Source organism: Shinella zoogloeoides (genome assembly GCF_003574625.1).
Taxonomy (GTDB): domain Bacteria; phylum Pseudomonadota; class Alphaproteobacteria; order Rhizobiales; family Rhizobiaceae; genus Shinella; species Shinella zoogloeoides_A.
The window spans coordinates 69063-85269 of record NZ_QNUJ01000010.1 but is presented as its reverse complement, the minus strand read 5'-3'; the positions used below and the strand labels follow the sequence as shown (position 1 = coordinate 85269).

Sequence of the window (16207 nt, the reverse complement as noted above, 5' to 3'; positions counted from 1 at the left end):
GAGGCGAGCGGACGCATGACTGTCGTGGAATTCAACGGACCCGGGCTGAGCGAGGAACAGTGGAGGACGGTGCACGCCGTCGCCACGGCGCTGAAGCCGCAGCAGGCGCTCTGGCTGAGCGGCTATTTCGCCGGGCTGGCCGATGCCGGCCGCCCCGAGGCGGCCCATCTCGTGCCCGCCGGGCTCGACCCCGCGCCGGCCGCCGCCGCGCGCACGCTCACCATCCTCTACGGCAGCGAGACCGGCAACGGAAAGCGCCTCGCCGCCCGCCTTGCTGAGCGGGCGCATGCCGCCGGCCTCGCCCCGGTTCTCACCGACATGGCCGACTACAAGCCGCGCCGGCTGAAGGAGGAGCAGGACCTCCTCATCGTCGCCTCCACCCATGGCGAGGGCGCGCCGCCGACCTCCGCCGCCGGCTTCTTCGAATTCGTCGAGGGCCGCAAGGCGCCGCGGCTGGAGGGGCTGCGCTACGCGGTGCTGGCGCTCGGCGATTCCACCTACGAGTTCTTCTGCGGCGCGGGCCGGCGTATCGACGACCGCCTCGCCGCGCTCGGCGCTGAACGCCTGCACGAGCGTGTCGACTGCGACGTCGACTATGACGACCCCGCCGCCGCCTGGATCGAGACGGCTCTCGCCGCCCTCGCCCCGGCCCGAACCGCAGCGGTGCCGGCCGCCGCCGCATCGGCCACGCCATCGGCAGCCGCTTATGACAGGCAGAACCCCTTCCCGGCCATCGTCATCGAGAATCTTGCGCTTACCGGGCGCGGATCGAGCAAGGAGACGCGGCATGTCGAGCTCTCGCTGGAGGCGTCTGGCCTCGTCTTCGCGCCGGGCGACGCGCTCGGCGTCATGCCGCGCAACGATCCGGCGCTCGTCGAGGGGCTCCTCTCGGCGCTCGGCCTTTCCGGCGGCGAAGCCCTGACACTCAAGGGCGAGGCGACCACGCTCGGCGAGGCGCTCGAAGGCGTCCTGGAGATCACCGCCGCCACGCCGCGCTTCCTCGACCAATGGGCGGAGGTGACGGGCGCTGCCGCGCTGAAGGAACTGGCAGGCGATGCGCGCTCGGCGTTCCTTCGGGAAAACCACGTCATCGACATCCTGCGCCGCTACCCGGCGAAGGGCATCGATGCGGCGGCGCTCGCTGCCGGCCTTCGCCCGCTCCAGCCGCGGCTCTATTCCATCGCTTCCTCGGCGACGGCGGTTCCCGACGAAGTGCACCTGACGGTCAGCACCGTTCGCTACGGGCTGAACGGCGAGGAGCGCCACGGCGTCGCCTCCGGCCAGTTCTCGCGCCGCGCCGGCCCGGAGACGGTCCTTCCCGTCTATGTGCAGGAGAACCCGCGTTTCCGCCTGCCGGAAGGCGACGCGCCGATCATCATGATCGGCGCCGGCACGGGCGTCGCCCCCTACCGCGCCTTCCTGCAGGAGCGCGAGGCGCAAGGGGCCAAGGGCCGCGCCTGGCTGTTCTTCGGCGAGCGCAACTTCGACAGCGACTTCCTCTACCAGACCGAATGGCAGGGCTTCCTCAAGGACGGCGTGCTGTCGCGCATGAACGTCGCCTTCTCGCGCGACGGCGCGCAAAAGACCTATGTCCAGCACCGGCTGCTGGAGGAGGCCCGCGAGCTTTATGCCTGGCTGGAAGAGGGCGCGCATCTCTATGTCTGCGGCGACGGGGCGAAGCTTGCGCCCGACGTGCACCGCGCGCTCACGGCGATCGTCGCCGAGGCAGGCGGGCGCGGCAAGGCCGCCGCCGAGGACTATCTCGCCGCGCTGCGCGAAAGCCGCCGCTACCAGATCGACGTCTATTGAGGCCCCGACGATGACCCTTCTTGAAACCGACCGCAGCCGCGACATCTCCCAGCCGCTCGAAAGGCTGAGCGCCGACGAGACGATGAAGGCGAACAGCGAACAGCTTCGCGGCACCATTGCGGAAGGCCTTGCCGCCCCGCTGACCGCCGCCGTGCCCGGCGACGACATCAAGCTGATGAAGTTCCACGGCCTCTACCAGCAGGACGACCGCGACATCCGCGACGAGCGCCGCCGGCAGAAGCTGGAGCCGGCCTATCGCTTCATGGCGCGCGTGCGCCTGCCGGGCGGGGTGCTGTCGCCCTCGCAATGGCTGAAGCTCGATGCGCTCGCACGGGCCTATGCCGGCGACACACTACGGCTGACGACGCGCCAGACCTTCCAGCTCCACCACCTCCACAAGAAGAACCTGAGGGCCGTCATGCAAGGGCTGCGCGACGTCGCGCTCGATACCAAGGCGGCCTGCGGCGACGATGCGCGCGGCGTCATGGCCTCGATCAACCCTCAGCTTTCAGCGCTGCATGCCGAGGTCTACGCGCTCGCCAAGGGAGCGAGCGACCACGCCACCCCCAAGACCGGCGCCTATCCGGAAATCTGGTACGGCGAGGAGCGCCAGACGCGCGGCGACGGGCCGGAAGAGCCGATGTACGGCCGCACCTACATGCCGCGCAAGTTCAAGATCGGCTTCGTCATTCCGCCGGTCAACGACATCGACGTCTATGCGCAGGACCTCGGCTTCATCGCCATTATCGAGGACGGCCGGCTTACCGGCTTCAACGTGGCGGTCGGCGGCGGCATGGGGCGGACGGACCAGGCGCCGAAGACCTATCCGCGGCTCGCCAGCGTCATCGGCTTCATACCGAAGGACAGGGTGATCGAGACCTGCGACGCCGTCATGGGCGTGCAGCGCGACTATGGCGACCGCGCCGACCGCAGCCGCGCCCGCTTCAAATACACGGTGGACGACAAGGGGCTAGACTGGATCAAGGCGGCGATCGAGGACCGGCTGGGCTTTGCGCTGGGAGACGCCCGATCCTACGCCTTCGCCACCAACGGCGACACGCTCGGCTGGCAGCGCGGCGAGGACGGGCGCGAGCATTATACGCTGCGCATCGAGAACGGCCGCGTGAGGAACGCCCTCTTCGACGGCCTGCGCGCCATCGCGGAGGCGCATCGCGGCACCTTCCGCGTCACGCCCAACCAGAACCTCGTCATCGCCGAGGTGGGGCCGGCCGACCGGCCGGCCATCGAGGCGCTCCTGAAGGCGCACGGGCTCGACACGCTTGGCGGCGGCAGCGGCCTCCGGCGCAATTCCATGGCCTGCGTGGCGCTGCCGACCTGCGGCCTCGCCATGGCCGAGAGCGAGCGCTACCTGCCCGTGCTGATCGACAAGATCGACGCCATCCTCGCCGAACACGGCCTTTCGGACGAGCCGATCACCATCCGCATGACCGGTTGTCCGAACGGCTGCGCGCGGCCCTATATCGCCGAGATCGCGCTGACCGGCCGGGCGCCGGGCAAGTACAACCTCTATCTCGGCGGCGGCTTTGCCGGCCAGCGCCTCAACAAGATGGTGCTGGAGAACGCGGCGGAGCCGGCGATCCTCGATCTCCTCGGCAAGGTGATCGGCCATTTCGCCCGCGAGCGGCATCCGGGCGAGCATTTCGGCGATTTCGCCATCCGCGCCGGCTACGTGGCCGAGGTCACGGAAGGCCGCCATTTCAACGACTGACGAAAGGAAAGCATCATGACGACAGCAGCAACCGATTCCCTCGTGACCGTGGACTGGCTGAAGGACCACCTCACCGACCCGAAGGTGCGGGTCTTCGAGGTCAGCGTCGATACCGGCGTCTACGAGAAGGGCCACATTCCCGGCGCGGTCGATCTCAACTGGCACACGGACCTCGTCGACACCGTCAACCGCGACATCGCCTCACGCGAGAAGCTCCAGGCGCAGCTGCGCCGGGCGGGGGTCGACGAGGACACCACCGTCATTATCTACGGCGACCACAACAACTGGTTCGCCGCCTGGGGCGTCTGGGTCCTCGACGTCTATGGCTTCGGCACGCGGGCAAAGCTCCTCGACGGCGGCCGCAAGCTGTGGGAGGCGCGCGGCCTGCCGTTGACGACGGCGGTGCCCGCCTACGAGGCGACGGCGCTGGAGCTGCCCGGGCGTGACGACGGCCTGCGCGCCCGCCTCGCCAACACGCTCGACGTCGCCGAGGGCCGCATCGACGGCAAGCTGGTCGACATCCGCTCGCCCGACGAATATCTCGGCAAGGTCTTCGCCCCGGAAGGCGTCAAGGAACTGTCGATCCGTGCCGGCCACATTCCCGGCGCGGAAAACGTGCCGTGGGCCACCATCGTCAACGAGGACGGCACCTACAAGCCGCTCGACGAGATCCGCCGCATCTATGCCGAGAAGGGCATCGACGGCACGAAGCCGGTCATCACCTATTGCCGCATCGGCGAACGGTCGAGCCACACCTGGTTCGCCCTGAAGCGCCTGCTCGGCTACGACGCCCGCAACTATGACGGCTCGTGGACCGAATACGGCAATGCCGTCGGCGTGCCGGTCGTCAACCGGAGCGGGACGGTCTGGCTCGGCAAGTAGGATTTTCCGCGGGCGGCGCAATGCCGCCGCCCGCGCCCCGCTATCAGCCTCAATATTCGTCGTGCAGCTTCACCCAGCTCATCGTGCCGTTCTCGTTGCGGCCCTTGGGGACGAGGTCGAGCCAGTTGAGCGCGCCCATCAGCAGCTCCGTGCCGCGGTGATAGGTCGAGTAGGTGTGGTAGATGTTGCCCTCCTCATCCTTGGCGAAGACGCTGAGGCCGAACATGTCCGGCGCGTTGCGGATCGTCGTCAGGCCGTAATTGTAGAGTGCGCGGCCGGCGGCGCGGTCCTCCGGCCTGAACGACACGCCGAAATCGTAGTTGAAGTCGCGGTCGTCCGAGGAGACCCAGGGGAAGGTCCAGCCCATCCGCTCCTTGACCGCCTCGATCCGCCGAACCGGCGCGCGGGAAACCGCGGCGAAGGCGAGGTCCGCCTGCTCGAAATGCCGGCGTGCCGCATCGGCGTGGTCCACCGTGAACGAACATCCCGGGCAGATGTGGTCCGAGCCGGGCGTCAGCATGAAGTGGTAGACGGCAAGCTGGCTGCGGTCGCCGAAGAGGTCGCCGAGCGTGACGTCGCCGTCGGGACCGTCGAAGACATAGGGTTTCTCGACCCTGACCCAGGGCAGTTGCCGGCGCTCGGCGCGCAGGGCGTCGAGCTGGTGGGTCATGGCGCGCTCCTTCTCGAAGAGCGCCTTGCGGGCCGCAAGCCAGTCCTCGCGCGAAACGATGGGGTGCTGCATTGTCATTCTCCTTCGGTTGATGTGTCGGGCGGGAAGCGCCGCGCCCGGCGGGAAACGAGCCTCAGCCAGGGCGGCAGATGGAAAAGAGCCATCAGCAGGTACATCGCGGCCATGCCGTTCATCGGCAGCGGGCCCGAGGCGCAGAGGGCCATCGGGTCGCCGGCAGCGGCCCATGCCATGGCGGCGAAGACGGGCGATGCGGCAAGGCAGAGCCAGTCCGCCGCATGCGCGCTCCATGGGAGCGGCCTCCCGACTGTCACCGGCATTGCCATTTTCCTCTCCTGCGCTTCGGTCGCTGCAAAGCCGAGACTAGGCCGGAAGGACCGATTGCCGGGAGTGACAAGTGTGTCGGGATTTTCCGATCCCGCGCCGGGAACGGTCGATTGCCGGCAGAGACATTTCGCCGCCACCGGTTGATTAAGTTTCCGCCGCTGGGCATAAGTCGGTCTTCGAGCAGAGGGAGGGGCGCCTTGTTGTTTCGTCTTGGCCAGAGATACCGGCATCTCACGCATGAGGGGGATTGCGCGTGCCACAGCCCGCTCGCCCGGGATCTATTCTCCCGCATCGATGCGGGCCTTTCCCGCCGCTCGGTCCTGAAAGGCATCGCGGCGAGCCTCGCCGCCCCCGCCCTTGGCGGCGCGGCCTTCGCGCAGGCGCCCGCAAGGGCCGTGCGGCTCGCGAATGTCCGGATCTTCGACGGAAAGAACGCCACGCTTGCCGAGGGCCGGGACGTGCTGGTCGAGGGCCGGCTCATCAAGGCGCTGGTGGCGGCCGGGGAGACGGTCGCCGATGCCGATGCCATCGACTGCGGCGGGCGCACGCTGATGCCCGGCATGATCGACGCCCACTGGCATTCGATCCTCGCCGGCATTTCCCAACTCACGGCGATGACCGCCGATATCCCCTATGTCCACCTGCTCGCCGCCGAGGAAGCCGAGCGCACCGTGCTGCGCGGCTTCACGACGGTGCGCGATGTCGGCGGCCCTTCCTTCGCGCTGAAGCGCGCCATCGACGAGGGGCATGTCGCGGGGCCGCGCATCTATCCATCCGGCGCCATGATCTCGCAGACCTCGGGGCACGGCGACTTCCGCATGCGCACCGACCTGCCCCGCACCGCGCAGGGAGACCTCAGCGTCGCCGAACGGGCCGGCATATCGGCCATCGCGGATGGCGAGGCCGAGGTGCTACGCCGGGTGCGCGAGCAGCTCATGCTGGGCGCCAGCCAGATCAAGATCATGGGCGGCGGCGGTGTCGCCTCGGCCTATGACCCGATCGACGCGCTGCAATATTCCGAGGCGGAGATGAAGGCCGCGGTCTCCGCCGCCGCCGACTGGGGCACCTATGTCTGCGTCCACACCTATACATCGGCCGGCGTGCAGCGCGCCCTTGCCTGCGGCGTGAAATCCATCGAGCACGGCCAGCTCGCCGACGAGGAAACCGTGCGGCGGATGGCGGATGCGGGCGCGTGGTGGAGCATCCAGCCCTTCCTGGCCGACGAGGATTCCAACACCTATCCGTCGCCGGAACAGCGCATGCAGCAGCAGGCCATCGCCGAGGGCACCGGCCGGGCGGTCGAGCTGGGGCGCAAGCACAAGGTCCGCATGGCGCTCGGCACGGATATCCTGTTCAGCCCCAGGGGCACGGCGACGCAGGGCAAGCAGCTCGCGAAGTTCGCCCGATGGTACGAGCCCGCGGATGTCCTGCGTCTCCTGACCAGCGGCAATGCGGAGCTTGCCGGCCTCTCGGGGCCACGCAATCCCTATCCGGGCAGGCTCGGGCGCATCGAGGCCGGCGCCTATGCGGACATTCTCGTCGTCGACGGCAATCCGCTGGAGGATATCGCCCTGATCGCCGACCCGGAACGCACGATGAAGCTCATCATGAAGGATGGCCGCATTCACAAGAACATGCTTTCGGCCTGAAGGACAATCTCGTGATCCGATACGCCGCCCTGTTCGCCCTCGCCGCCGCCTGCACCGCACAGACGGCCTCAGCCGCCGATGCCTTCGCCGGCCCGTCCGAAGAGCCCGCCGCCGTCACGGATGCAGGCCCCGGCTGGGCCCTGCAGATCACGCCGTACATGTGGGCCGCGGGCCTCAAGGGCGACATCTCGCCGTTCCGGCGCGCGCCGACCATCGGCGTGGAGAAATCCTTCTCCGACGTCATGGACGACCTCAACTTCGGCGGCTTCGTGAATGTCTGGGCGCGCTACGACCGCTTCGTCCTGTCAGGCGACATGATGTTTGTCGACACCACGGACAGCCATGCCTTCGGCGCGCTGCCCGCACTGCCGGTACCACCCGGCACCATCATCAACGGGAGCGTCGACAGCAAGCAGTTCATGGCCACGCTGCAGGGCGGCTACCGCGTCGTCGATACGCACGACTTCACGCTGGATGCCCTTGCCGGCGCGCGCTTCTGGCATATTTCGAACGACGTGACGGTCAGTGCGCTGGGCGTGTCGCGCACCTATGGCGAAAGCTTCGGCTGGGTCGATCCGGTGGTGGGCCTGCGCGCCTTCCTTCCCCTGACGGACAAGCTTTCCGTGCAGGCGCAGGCGGATGTCGGCGGCTTCGGCGCGGGATCCGACATCACCTGGTCGGCGCTCGCCACGATCAACTATACCTTCACCGACCACCTTTCCGTCTCCGCCGGCTACAAGGTGCTCGATGTCGATTACGACCGTGGCGGCCATGTCTTCGACACGCGCCTCAGCGGCCCCGTGCTGGGCCTGACGCTGCGTTTCTGAGCAGCGCCCCGCCCGGCGTCTTTCAGCCGTATCGCCGCTGCGCCGCCCTTGCCGCCCGCTGGCTGCGCTGGGCCGAGACCGTGAAGCTGTCCACCAGTCCCTTCAGCGTCGTGCTGATCTGCATGAGATTGTGCGTGGCGGCGTTGGTCTCCTCGACCATCGCGGCGTTCTGCTGGGTCATCTGGTCCATGCTGCCGACGGCCGTGTTGATCTCGGCGATGCCGGCCGACTGTTCGCGGGCGGAGCTGGCGATGGCGTCGATATGGCCGTTGATATTGACGACCTGCTCGCCGATGTGATGCAGCGCCTCTCCCGTCTTGTGCACCAGCGACACGCCGAGCTGCACGTCCTCGAAGGACTTGTCGATCAGCGCCTTGATCTCCTTGGCCGCCTCGGCGGATTTCTGCGCGAGCTCGCGCACCTCCTGCGCGACGACCGCGAAGCCCTTGCCGGCCTCGCCCGCCCGTGCCGCCTCGACCCCGGCATTGAGGGCAAGCAGGTTGGTCTGGAAGGAAATCTGGTCGATGACGCCGATGATCTGGGTGATCTTGCCGGAGGATTCCTGGATGGCGCCCATGGCGGAAACCGCCTGCTCGACGATGGCGCCGGAGCGCCTGGCCTCCTCCGTCGCGCTGCCGACGACGCGGCGGGCCTCCTCGGCGCGCTGCGCGGCCTCGCGGGAAATGGTGGTGATCTCCTCGACGGCGGCGGCGGTCTCTTCCAGCGAGGCCGCCTGCTGCTCGGTGCGCTTGGCCATGTCGTCGGTGGCGTGGACCAGCTCGCCGGAATTGCCGGCCGCATCGTCCGCCGCCGTCACGATGGCGCCGAGCGTGTCGTCCAGCTTCTCGATCGCCGCATTGAAATTGGAGCGCAGGCGCTCGAACTGCGGGGCGAGCGGCGTGGCGATGGCGGCGGTGAGGTCGCCGCCGGCAAGGCGGTTGAGCGAGGTGTCGATCGCGCCGAGCGCCTCTTCCTGCTCGGCGTTCAGCGCCTGGCGCGCGGCCTCGGATTTCTCGCGCTCCTCCTGGAGGGCGTCGAGATAGACCGAGATCGCATAGTCCATGTCGACCAGCGCGGCCTTGACGATGGCGGTGATCTCCTCGCTCAGCGCATCGGCCTTCCTGCGGTAGAGGAAGCCTTCGAGATGCTTGCGGACGACGCTTTCGACGATGGCTTCCAGGATCAGCGCATAGCCGCCGATATACCAGCGCGGCTCCAGGCCGAGGCGGGCATGGGTCCTGCCGATCGTGGTGACGGCATCGACATAGTGCGCGTCGAACTTCGCCGAGCCGATCACTTCCCAATGCTTGACCTGCCGGCCCTTGGCGCTCTGGATATGCGCCTCGTTGGAAAAGAACCGGGCGGTCTCGGGCGTGGCGCGGGCCTTGCCGTAGAAGATGTCCAGCGCGCCGTCGAGCGAGGCGGAAATGGTGGGCAGCGCCCTTTTCAGCGCCGCGCGCTGGCCGGCGTCGAACTCGACGAACTGGAGACGCTCGTTCAGTTGCTGGGTCTTGGCATCCTGCGCCGACATCGGCAAATCCTCTGCAGTTGGGTTGGCGAATGACGCAAGTCCCAAATCAGGACTCCAGCCTTCGGTCTGTAGCGATTTTTCGCAGGGGACAGTAAACAAACACTGTAAATCGGAGGCCGATACTTCGCCAAAAATTGACGAAGAACAAATTCCGTTCGAATTTATATCGTAAGTATTACTTATCTGTGCGGATAATACCAATCAATACCAGAGAAAACCAATATACCCGATGCAACGCAGCGTGTATCTTACGTAACGTGAGGCAGGTGTAATGCGCCCGCGTTGAACCGTCTTTCCGCTCGGGGAACCGCTCCCTTAAACCGTCACCCCGGCTTCCAGCCGCGCGCCGTCGAAGCGGCCGATCATGGCAAGGACCGCCTCCCTGTCGGGCATCAGGCAGGCGGCCGTCGCGAGGGCATCGGCAATCGCCGCCGAGGGGGCGGAAATCGAGACCGACCGCCATTGCGCCGGCGCGGGCATGCCCGTTTCGGGATCGAGGATATGGCCGTCCCGGCCGGCCTGGTCGAAGGTCGTGCCGAGCGGGGCGGAGGTCGCCAGCGCGCGCTGGCGCAGCGCCACGCGCCCGCCCGTTTCAAGCCGCAGCGGCCATTCCCCGCCGTGAGGCCGGCCGCCGAGGGCGCGGAACTCGCCGGTGTCGATCAGGATGTCGGTGAGGCCCTCGGCCTCCAGCAGCGCGGCCACCCGGTCGGCGACATAGCCCTGGCCGATGCCGTTCAGCGTCAGCGCCGTGCCGGGCCGCAGCGTGATCGCCGCCGCGTCGAGCTCCACCCTCTCCCAGCCGGTCTTCCGCAGCACACCTTCGAGGCTTTTCGCATCGGGCCGCCTTCCCTTCGCGGCCGCTTCTGCCCAGAGCACCCAGAGCGGCTGCACCGTCGGATCGAACAGCCCGCCGCTCGCATGGTGCACCGCGCCGGCCAGCGACAGGCATTCCAGAAGCTCGAAGGGCGGGGCGGCAAGATGCCCCTCGCGGTTCAGCCGCGACAGGGCGCTCTCCGGCCGGTAGAGGCTGAGGATATCCTCCAGCCGGCCGATCTCGGCCATGACGCGGGCGGCGATGGCCTCGCCGTCCGGGTGGTCGAGGCGGATCGATGCGCGCGCGCCCAGCGCCTGCCCGGTCCACAGGCGCGCGGTTCCTCCATCGGCGCGGGCGGCGGCCGGCAGGGCGGCGAAGGCCGCGGAAATGGCGATGAGGCGGCGGCGGGTCATCAGCATGGGTTCAGCCTCCGGTGGACGGGGTAAGGGCGTTCAGGCGGTCGCGATAGTCGGCGTCGTCGGTATCGGGCCGGCCGCCGGTCTCCACCGGCGTCAGCACCATGGCGTCGGTCACGTCGGTAAGGGCGAGCACCCGGCCGCCCTCCGCGAGCGCGAAGGCGGCGGCGCGCTCCCGGCTGGAAAAGGGCACGGTCTCCGGCGCGCCCATGCCGCCCCGCCGGGCCGAGCCGACGACATAGAAGACCTTGTCGGCGGCGATCCAGTTGCCCTTGCCGGGCTCGTCCCAGGTCGCCCCCGCCGCGCCCATGTCGTTGACATAGACCGCGACGATGGGCGCGACCTGCTCGGGACCGCGGGCATAGGCGATGGCGTCGCGCACCTGGCTGAAGAAGAGCGGGGCGGCATTGCCTTCGAGGAAGACCTGCGCCTTGGGGCCGGGATGCTCCAGAAGGTTCATCTGGCAGTAATGGCCGAGCGTCTCGGGCGTCATTTCCTGCGGCACGATGGCCCGGGCGGCGTCCTCCTTGCAGGCGGAAAGAAGGAGGAGCGCCGCCAGAAGCACGGCGGGGCGGAGACGGTTCTTCATGGCGTCACCTTTCGGAAGGCTGCGACCGCAAGCGCGATGGCCGCAAGCGGCCAGACGAGGAGCGAGGCGGCCGACTGCCAGAGCGGGATCGCCCGCGCCGCCCCGCCGATGCCGCCGGCCGCGGCGACCGCCTCGGCCGCCGAGAGATTGAATACGCGGAAGGCGTCGGCGGGATTGGCGAGCAGCGCGACGGGCAGCGCATGGGTGGTGAAGGCCCCGCCGCTGTCCGTGACGATCAGCGCCAGGAGGGCAAGGTCGTAAAGCACCACGGCCGCCAGCCAGAGCGCGATGGCAAGCCCCGCCGCGCCCGAGGGCCGGCGCGCCAGGGCCGAGAGCGCATAGCCCGACCCGAGGAAGGTCGCGCCGAGCGCGACGGACGTCCAGACCAGCCGCCAGAGCGAGGCAAGACCCGCCACCGCGCCGGGATCCGACCAGACGGCGACCAGCGCCGCCGCGCCATAGCCGAGCGTGACCGCGAGCGCGAGGATCGCCAGATGCGCCAGGAGCTTGCCGAGCAGGATCTCAAGGCGCGAGACGGGATAGGTGAGAAGCAGCGGCAGCGTGCCGCGCTCCACCTCGCCCGCCACCGCGTCGAAGCTCATGAGGAGCGCCAGCAGCGGCACCAGATAGACGGCGAGCGAGGTGAGCGAGGCGACTGTCACCGACAGCCGGTCGACGCCGACATCGCCGGTCGGGGCGGCGCCGGCGGCGGCGAGCACCAGCGCGAACAGCACCATCATGCCCGTTGCGATGGAGACCCAGCGATTGCGGAAGGCGATGCGGAATTCCGAGACCGCCGTGGCGAGGATGCGGTTCATTGCCCGTCCCTCCGGCTGAAATGGCTGTAGATGTCCTCGAGGCTCGGCGGGATCACGTCGAGATCGGCGACCTCGCCGCCGAGCGCCGATATGCGGGCGAGCAGCGGCAGCTTCTCCGCCTGCGCGCAGGAAAGGCGCAGCAGGCCGTCGCCGCCGGCGGACGCCTCGGGAAAGGCCGAGACAAGCGCCGGCGCGCGGCCGGGCGCGGGCCGCACCAGCAGGGCGACGGGCAGCGCGGCGCGGGCGCGAAGGTCGGCGAGCATGCCTTCCGCCACCAGCGCCCCGCCGGAAAGGATGAGGATGCGGTCGGTGCGGGCCTCCACCTCGGTCAGCGCATGCGAAGAGAGGAGGATCGCCGTGCCCTCGGCGGCAAGACCGTCGAGCAGGTCGTAGAAATCGCGGCGCGAGACGGGGTCGAGGCCGGAGGTCGGCTCGTCGAGGACGAGCAGGCGCGGCTTGCCGATCAGCGTCTGGGCGAGGCCGACGCGCTGGCGCATGCCCTTGGAATAGGTGCCGATGCGCCGCCGCGCGGCATGGGCGAGGCCGACGCGCGACAGGAGTTCCATCGCCTGTCGCGGGCTTTCGCCGCGCAGCGAGAGATAATAGCGAAGCTGCTCCTCGCCCGTCAGCGCCGGATGGAAGGCGACGTTCTCGGGCAGGTAGGCGACCGCGGCGCGGGCGGAGGACGAGCCGGGCGAGGAGCCGCAGACCGAGACCTCGCCGCCGTCATAGGGAATGAGGCCGAGGATGATCTTCATCATCGTCGACTTGCCCGCCCCGTTATGGCCGAGCAGGGCCGCGCGCCTGCCCGCCTCCAGCGTCAGCGAAACGGCCTTCAGCGCCTCGACGTCGCCGAAGCGCTTAGTGAGCCGGGAGATTGTCAGGGTCGGTGTCATCGTCATTTCCTTCGGCCCAGCGGCCGGCGGCCTCGGCCTCGTAGCCGAGAATGTCGGGCGGGACGGATATTGTGAGGGGCCGCATCAGCGGCGCGCTGTCGCGCACGCCGCCGGGCAGCGTCGCGGGAAAGTCCCGCTGGCTCCAGCGCACGAGCTGCACGGCGGGCGATCCGATGAGGAGGCTTGCCGCCGGCTGCGACCAGAGGATCTGGTCCATCAGGTCGTTGGGCCGGTAGAAACTGTCGGCGATGCCGTCGCCGTTGAGGTCGAAGGCCGGGTGGTCGGACCAGAAATTGCCCCTGCCCTCATGGCTCCATTCCATGTTGCGCGTGCCGACATATCTCACCTGCTCGCGGTTGCCGACGAAGGCGTTGCCGGTCAGCACGTTCTTCTCCGAGCCGGCGGTGAAATGGATGCCGATGCCGCAGCCCTCAAAGCGGTTGTTCCAGATGAGGTTCTTGTGGGCGTTGTAGATGAAGAGGCACTTCCTCGTGCCGCCGCGCACCAGGTTTCCCGTGACGTCGGCATTGTTGGCATAGTTCAGCATCAGCCCGTGCTCGCGGTCGCCGAGGCTGAGATTGTTGAGGATATTCGCCCTGTCGGAGAACATGATGGCGAAGCCGAGATGGTTGCCGATGGAGACGTTGCCGGAGACCTCGGTGTTGCGGGTATACATGAAATGCACGGCGAAGCGCAGGTCGCGCATCACGTTGCCGCGATAGATGCTGTCGGCGCTGGCATTGGAGAAGATGCCGTCGCGGCCGTAGCGGATGATGTTGTTCTCCAAGAGCGTGCCGGGGCTGTTCCAGACATAGATGCCGTTGCCGCGCTCGTTCATGCGCGCGCTGTCCGTGCCGACGATCTCGTTGCCGGCGACGGTCGCGTTGCGGCCGCCATGCACGTCGATGCCGTGCATGTTGCCGGTGACCAACAGCTTTTCGATGCGGGCGCGGTCGGCACCCTTGAGGATCTTGACGCCGGCGTCGAGGTCCTGGTTCACCCGGCCCGAACCGGTGACGGTGAAGCCCGTCAGCGTCACGTCGGGCGCGGCGATCGTCATGACGCTGCCCTCGCCGAGCCCATCCACCACCGCCCCGCGCGGGCCGGTAATGGTGAGGGGTCTATCGACGGTGACGGGGCCCGGATAGGCCCCGTCGGAAAGCCGCAGCACATCGCCGGGCGCCGCCCCGGCAATGGCCGCCGCGAGGCTGCTCGTACCCGGCGCGACGGCGCGCTCCGCCGCGGCGAGCGGCGAGGCGAGCAGAAGGCCGATCAGGAGGACGGGCAGCCGCATTTCTCAGGCGTCCTTCGGTTCCACGAACATGCGGCCGCGCATTTCCATGTGCAGGGCATGGCAGAACCACTGGCAATAGTACCAGTAGACGCCCGGATTGGCGGCGACGAAGGTGACAGAGCTCGTCTGCTGCGGCCCGACTTCCATGGCCACGCCATGGTTGCCCATGGTGAAGCCGTGCGTCAGGTCGTCGATCTCGTCGAGATTGGTGACGATGACCGTGACCTCGTCGCCCTCCTTCACCGTGAAGCTTTCCTGGCTGTAGCTCGGCGCGACGGAGGTCATGTAGACGCGCACCTTGTTGCCGTCGCGGATGACGGCGTCGGTCCATTCGTCGATATTGACGCCGTCGGCCTCGGCCTGCTTGCGCGTCTCCGACCATAGCGGATCCTGGCGGTCCCAGACCGACTTGATGTTCGGCAGGATCGAGGGGGAGACCGCGATGGCGTCATGCGGCTCGGCGAAGGTCGGGCCGTCGTGCACCAGCTTCATCTTGTCGCCGGAAATGTCGATGAGCTGGTCGTTCTCCGGCTTCAGCGGGCCGACATTGAGGAAGCGGTCCTTGGAGAACTTGCACAGGCACACCAGCCAGTCGTTGGTGGCGTCCAGCGTCTCGCCCATCACGGTCTTCAGGTGGCCGGGCTGGTACTGGACGTCGAGCTTGTCCTTGATCGGGTCGATCTTCTCGCCGGCATAGGCGCGGATCGCCTCCTCGATGTTCCACTTGACCACCTGGCTGTCGAGGAAGAGCGAGGTATAGGCGTTGCCGCGGCCGTCGAAGGCGGTATGGAGCGGGCCGAGGCCGAGTTCCGGCTCGGCCACCACGGCGCTGCGCGGCTCGGCATCGTCATAGAAGATCGCGTCGAACTTCGTGACGTCGAGCACGGTGACGGTCGGCGAGAGCTTGCCGTTGATGCACAGGTGCTTCCTGTCCGGCGCCATGTTGCAGCCGTGCGGGTTGTTGGCGATGGGGATGTAGCGGGTGAAGAGGGATTTCGCCTCCTTGCGGCCGTCCAGCACCTTTACGCCGTTGATCTCCTCGAACTTGCCGGCGGCGATGGCCTTCTCGATCTCGGCGAGGTTGAAGACGACGACATGGTCCATCTCGGACTTGGTCATCTCTTCCAGCGTCGTGCCCATTTCGGAATTGTAGCTGGTCGAGAAGGCCCACTTGCCCTCGTAGTCGGCATCGCAATTGTCGAGATTGCCGGAGACCTGCACCTGCCAGGCGACTTCCCACTTGTCGGCATCGACCGCGGTGAAGATGTTCACATAGGTCGAGACGTCCTTCATGGTCGAGCCGTCGTTGACCAGAGGCGCTTCGTCCTCGCCGTTGCAGAAGACGTAGTTGGAGCGCGGCCATTTCTGCGGGCGCAGGCCATGGATGCCCTTGGCATTGGGGATTTCCAGGATCGCGTCGGTCTTCATCACGTCGCAGCGAACGCGGGCGACGCGGGTATTGGCCTTGTCGTTCATGAAGAGATAGCGGCCGTCATACTTGCCCTCGGTGAAGGACATGTGGACGTGGTGCAGGTCGCCGTTGTCGTGGATCTTCTTGCCGTTGGCGGCGAGCTGCTTCTTCGTCTTCTCCGACATCGTGCGCTGGTGGATGCGGATGGATTCGTTCGTCTGGCCCCAGCCGGTGGCCGAGCAGCGGTTGAACACCGGCACGCGCATCAGTTCGCGCATCGACGGGATGCCGAGGATGCGCATCTCGCCGGTCTGGCCGGAGGACCAGAAGCCGTAATAGTCGTCGAGCTTGCCGGGCGCGACGGAACCGTCGGCCCCGGCGGCGGCATGGGCCGGGGTCGCAAGGCTTGCTGCGCCGAGGCCGAGCGCGGCCGGCCCCATCGTGCCGGCGAGAACCGCCGAGCCCGCGGTCGCGCTGAACAGCGCGCGGCGGCTCAGTCCCTTGTTTTCCTTCGTTTCCATGGTGGA

Annotated in this window: 14 protein-coding genes; 5 read left to right on the top strand and 9 right to left on the bottom strand. The window is 68.0% G+C overall.

The window, feature by feature from the left end; translation table 11 throughout:
* Nucleotides 1-15: 15 nt before the first annotated feature.
* Genes DSD28_RS19495 through DSD28_RS19485 form a run of 3 tightly spaced genes read left to right on the top strand, consistent with a single transcriptional unit; the run spans nucleotide 16 to nucleotide 4420 of the window.
* Nucleotides 16-1809 carry an assimilatory sulfite reductase (NADPH) flavoprotein subunit gene (locus DSD28_RS19495; RefSeq protein ID WP_119258098.1) on the top strand — a complete coding sequence of 598 codons (1794 nt, stop codon included), beginning with the start codon at nucleotides 16-18 and terminating at the stop codon, nucleotides 1807-1809.
* Between the two features lie 10 nt (nucleotides 1810-1819).
* Entirely contained in the window at nucleotides 1820-3538 is a 1719-nt protein-coding gene (locus DSD28_RS19490) for an NADPH-dependent assimilatory sulfite reductase hemoprotein subunit (protein ID WP_119258097.1), read from the top strand.
* 15 nt (nucleotides 3539-3553) lie between these two features.
* The gene (locus DSD28_RS19485) at nucleotides 3554-4420 is read left to right on the top strand and encodes a sulfurtransferase (RefSeq protein ID WP_119258096.1); all 867 of its coding nucleotides are present in this window, start codon (nucleotides 3554-3556) and stop codon (nucleotides 4418-4420) included.
* A gap of 49 nt (nucleotides 4421-4469) precedes the next feature.
* Here DSD28_RS19485 and DSD28_RS19480 read toward each other — a convergent pair whose 3' ends face one another.
* Together DSD28_RS19480 and DSD28_RS19475 are read right to left on the bottom strand one after the other, a co-directional pair.
* On the bottom strand, nucleotides 4470-5162 hold the full coding sequence (locus tag DSD28_RS19480) for a DUF899 domain-containing protein (protein WP_119258095.1): 693 nt from the start codon (nucleotides 5160-5162) through the stop codon (nucleotides 4470-4472).
* 2 nt (nucleotides 5163-5164) lie between these two features.
* The gene (locus DSD28_RS19475) at nucleotides 5165-5428 is read right to left on the bottom strand and encodes a hypothetical protein (protein ID WP_245424882.1); all 264 of its coding nucleotides are present in this window, start codon (nucleotides 5426-5428) and stop codon (nucleotides 5165-5167) included.
* Between the two features lie 204 nt (nucleotides 5429-5632).
* Here DSD28_RS19475 and DSD28_RS19470 point away from each other — a divergent pair, with 204 nt between their 5' ends.
* The gene (locus DSD28_RS19470; protein ID WP_348627933.1) at nucleotides 5633-7084 is read left to right on the top strand and encodes a metal-dependent hydrolase family protein; all 1452 of its coding nucleotides are present in this window, start codon (nucleotides 5633-5635) and stop codon (nucleotides 7082-7084) included.
* Nucleotides 7085-7095: 11 nt separating this feature from the next.
* On the top strand, nucleotides 7096-7911 hold the full coding sequence (locus tag DSD28_RS19465; protein ID WP_432430872.1) for a hypothetical protein: 816 nt from the start codon (nucleotides 7096-7098) through the stop codon (nucleotides 7909-7911).
* Between the two features lie 22 nt (nucleotides 7912-7933).
* On the opposite strand, the gene DSD28_RS19460 is transcribed toward DSD28_RS19465, so the two are convergent.
* The 7 genes from DSD28_RS19460 to nosZ form a co-directional block, all read right to left on the bottom strand.
* A complete protein-coding gene (locus tag DSD28_RS19460) occupies nucleotides 7934-9442 on the bottom strand; it encodes a methyl-accepting chemotaxis protein (RefSeq protein WP_119258092.1) in 1509 nt (502 codons plus the stop codon).
* Between the two features lie 315 nt (nucleotides 9443-9757).
* Complete coding sequence (locus DSD28_RS19455) at nucleotides 9758-10675, bottom strand: FAD:protein FMN transferase (RefSeq protein WP_205536220.1); 918 nt, start codon at nucleotides 10673-10675, stop codon at nucleotides 9758-9760.
* A gap of 4 nt (nucleotides 10676-10679) precedes the next feature.
* Entirely contained in the window at nucleotides 10680-11261 is a 582-nt protein-coding gene (locus DSD28_RS19450) for a nitrous oxide reductase accessory protein NosL (protein ID WP_119258091.1), read from the bottom strand.
* Nucleotides 11258-12079, bottom strand: a complete 822-nt coding sequence (locus DSD28_RS19445; RefSeq protein ID WP_119258090.1) for an ABC transporter permease — start codon at nucleotides 12077-12079, stop codon at nucleotides 11258-11260. Before DSD28_RS19445 ends, DSD28_RS19450 begins: the two co-directional genes overlap by 4 nt.
* On the bottom strand, nucleotides 12076-12975 hold the full coding sequence (locus DSD28_RS19440; RefSeq protein WP_119258089.1) for an ABC transporter ATP-binding protein: 900 nt from the start codon (nucleotides 12973-12975) through the stop codon (nucleotides 12076-12078). The genes DSD28_RS19445 and DSD28_RS19440 overlap by 4 nt, the downstream gene beginning before the upstream one ends.
* Complete coding sequence (locus DSD28_RS19435) at nucleotides 12941-14269, bottom strand: nitrous oxide reductase family maturation protein NosD (RefSeq protein ID WP_119258088.1); 1329 nt, start codon at nucleotides 14267-14269, stop codon at nucleotides 12941-12943. The genes DSD28_RS19440 and DSD28_RS19435 overlap by 35 nt, the downstream gene beginning before the upstream one ends.
* 3 nt (nucleotides 14270-14272) lie before the next feature.
* Nucleotides 14273-16201, bottom strand: coding sequence for a TAT-dependent nitrous-oxide reductase (gene nosZ, locus DSD28_RS19430; RefSeq protein ID WP_119258087.1), 1929 nt, complete (start codon nucleotides 16199-16201; stop codon nucleotides 14273-14275).
* Nucleotides 16202-16207: the final 6 nt, after the last annotated feature.

Excerpts from the sequence above, each read along its gene's own strand:
- DSD28_RS19495 (WP_119258098.1), top strand. The coding sequence starts at position 16 with ATGACTGTCGTGGAATTCAACGGACCCGGGCTGAGCGAGGAACAGTGG.
- DSD28_RS19455 (WP_205536220.1), bottom strand. The coding sequence starts at position 10,675 with ATGCTGATGACCCGCCGCCGCCTCATCGCCATTTCCGCGGCCTTCGCC.
- DSD28_RS19460 (WP_119258092.1), bottom strand. The coding sequence starts at position 9,442 with ATGTCGGCGCAGGATGCCAAGACCCAGCAACTGAACGAGCGTCTCCAG.
- DSD28_RS19485 (WP_119258096.1), top strand. The coding sequence starts at position 3,554 with ATGACGACAGCAGCAACCGATTCCCTCGTGACCGTGGACTGGCTGAAG.
- nosZ (WP_119258087.1), bottom strand. The coding sequence starts at position 16,201 with ATGGAAACGAAGGAAAACAAGGGACTGAGCCGCCGCGCGCTGTTCAGC.
- DSD28_RS19450 (WP_119258091.1), bottom strand. The coding sequence starts at position 11,261 with ATGAAGAACCGTCTCCGCCCCGCCGTGCTTCTGGCGGCGCTCCTCCTT.
- DSD28_RS19435 (WP_119258088.1), bottom strand. The coding sequence starts at position 14,269 with ATGCGGCTGCCCGTCCTCCTGATCGGCCTTCTGCTCGCCTCGCCGCTC.
- DSD28_RS19440 (WP_119258089.1), bottom strand. The coding sequence starts at position 12,975 with ATGACACCGACCCTGACAATCTCCCGGCTCACTAAGCGCTTCGGCGAC.
- DSD28_RS19445 (WP_119258090.1), bottom strand. The coding sequence starts at position 12,079 with ATGAACCGCATCCTCGCCACGGCGGTCTCGGAATTCCGCATCGCCTTC.
- DSD28_RS19475 (WP_245424882.1), bottom strand. The coding sequence starts at position 5,428 with ATGCCGGTGACAGTCGGGAGGCCGCTCCCATGGAGCGCGCATGCGGCG.
- DSD28_RS19490 (WP_119258097.1), top strand. The coding sequence starts at position 1,820 with ATGACCCTTCTTGAAACCGACCGCAGCCGCGACATCTCCCAGCCGCTC.
- DSD28_RS19480 (WP_119258095.1), bottom strand. The coding sequence starts at position 5,162 with ATGCAGCACCCCATCGTTTCGCGCGAGGACTGGCTTGCGGCCCGCAAG.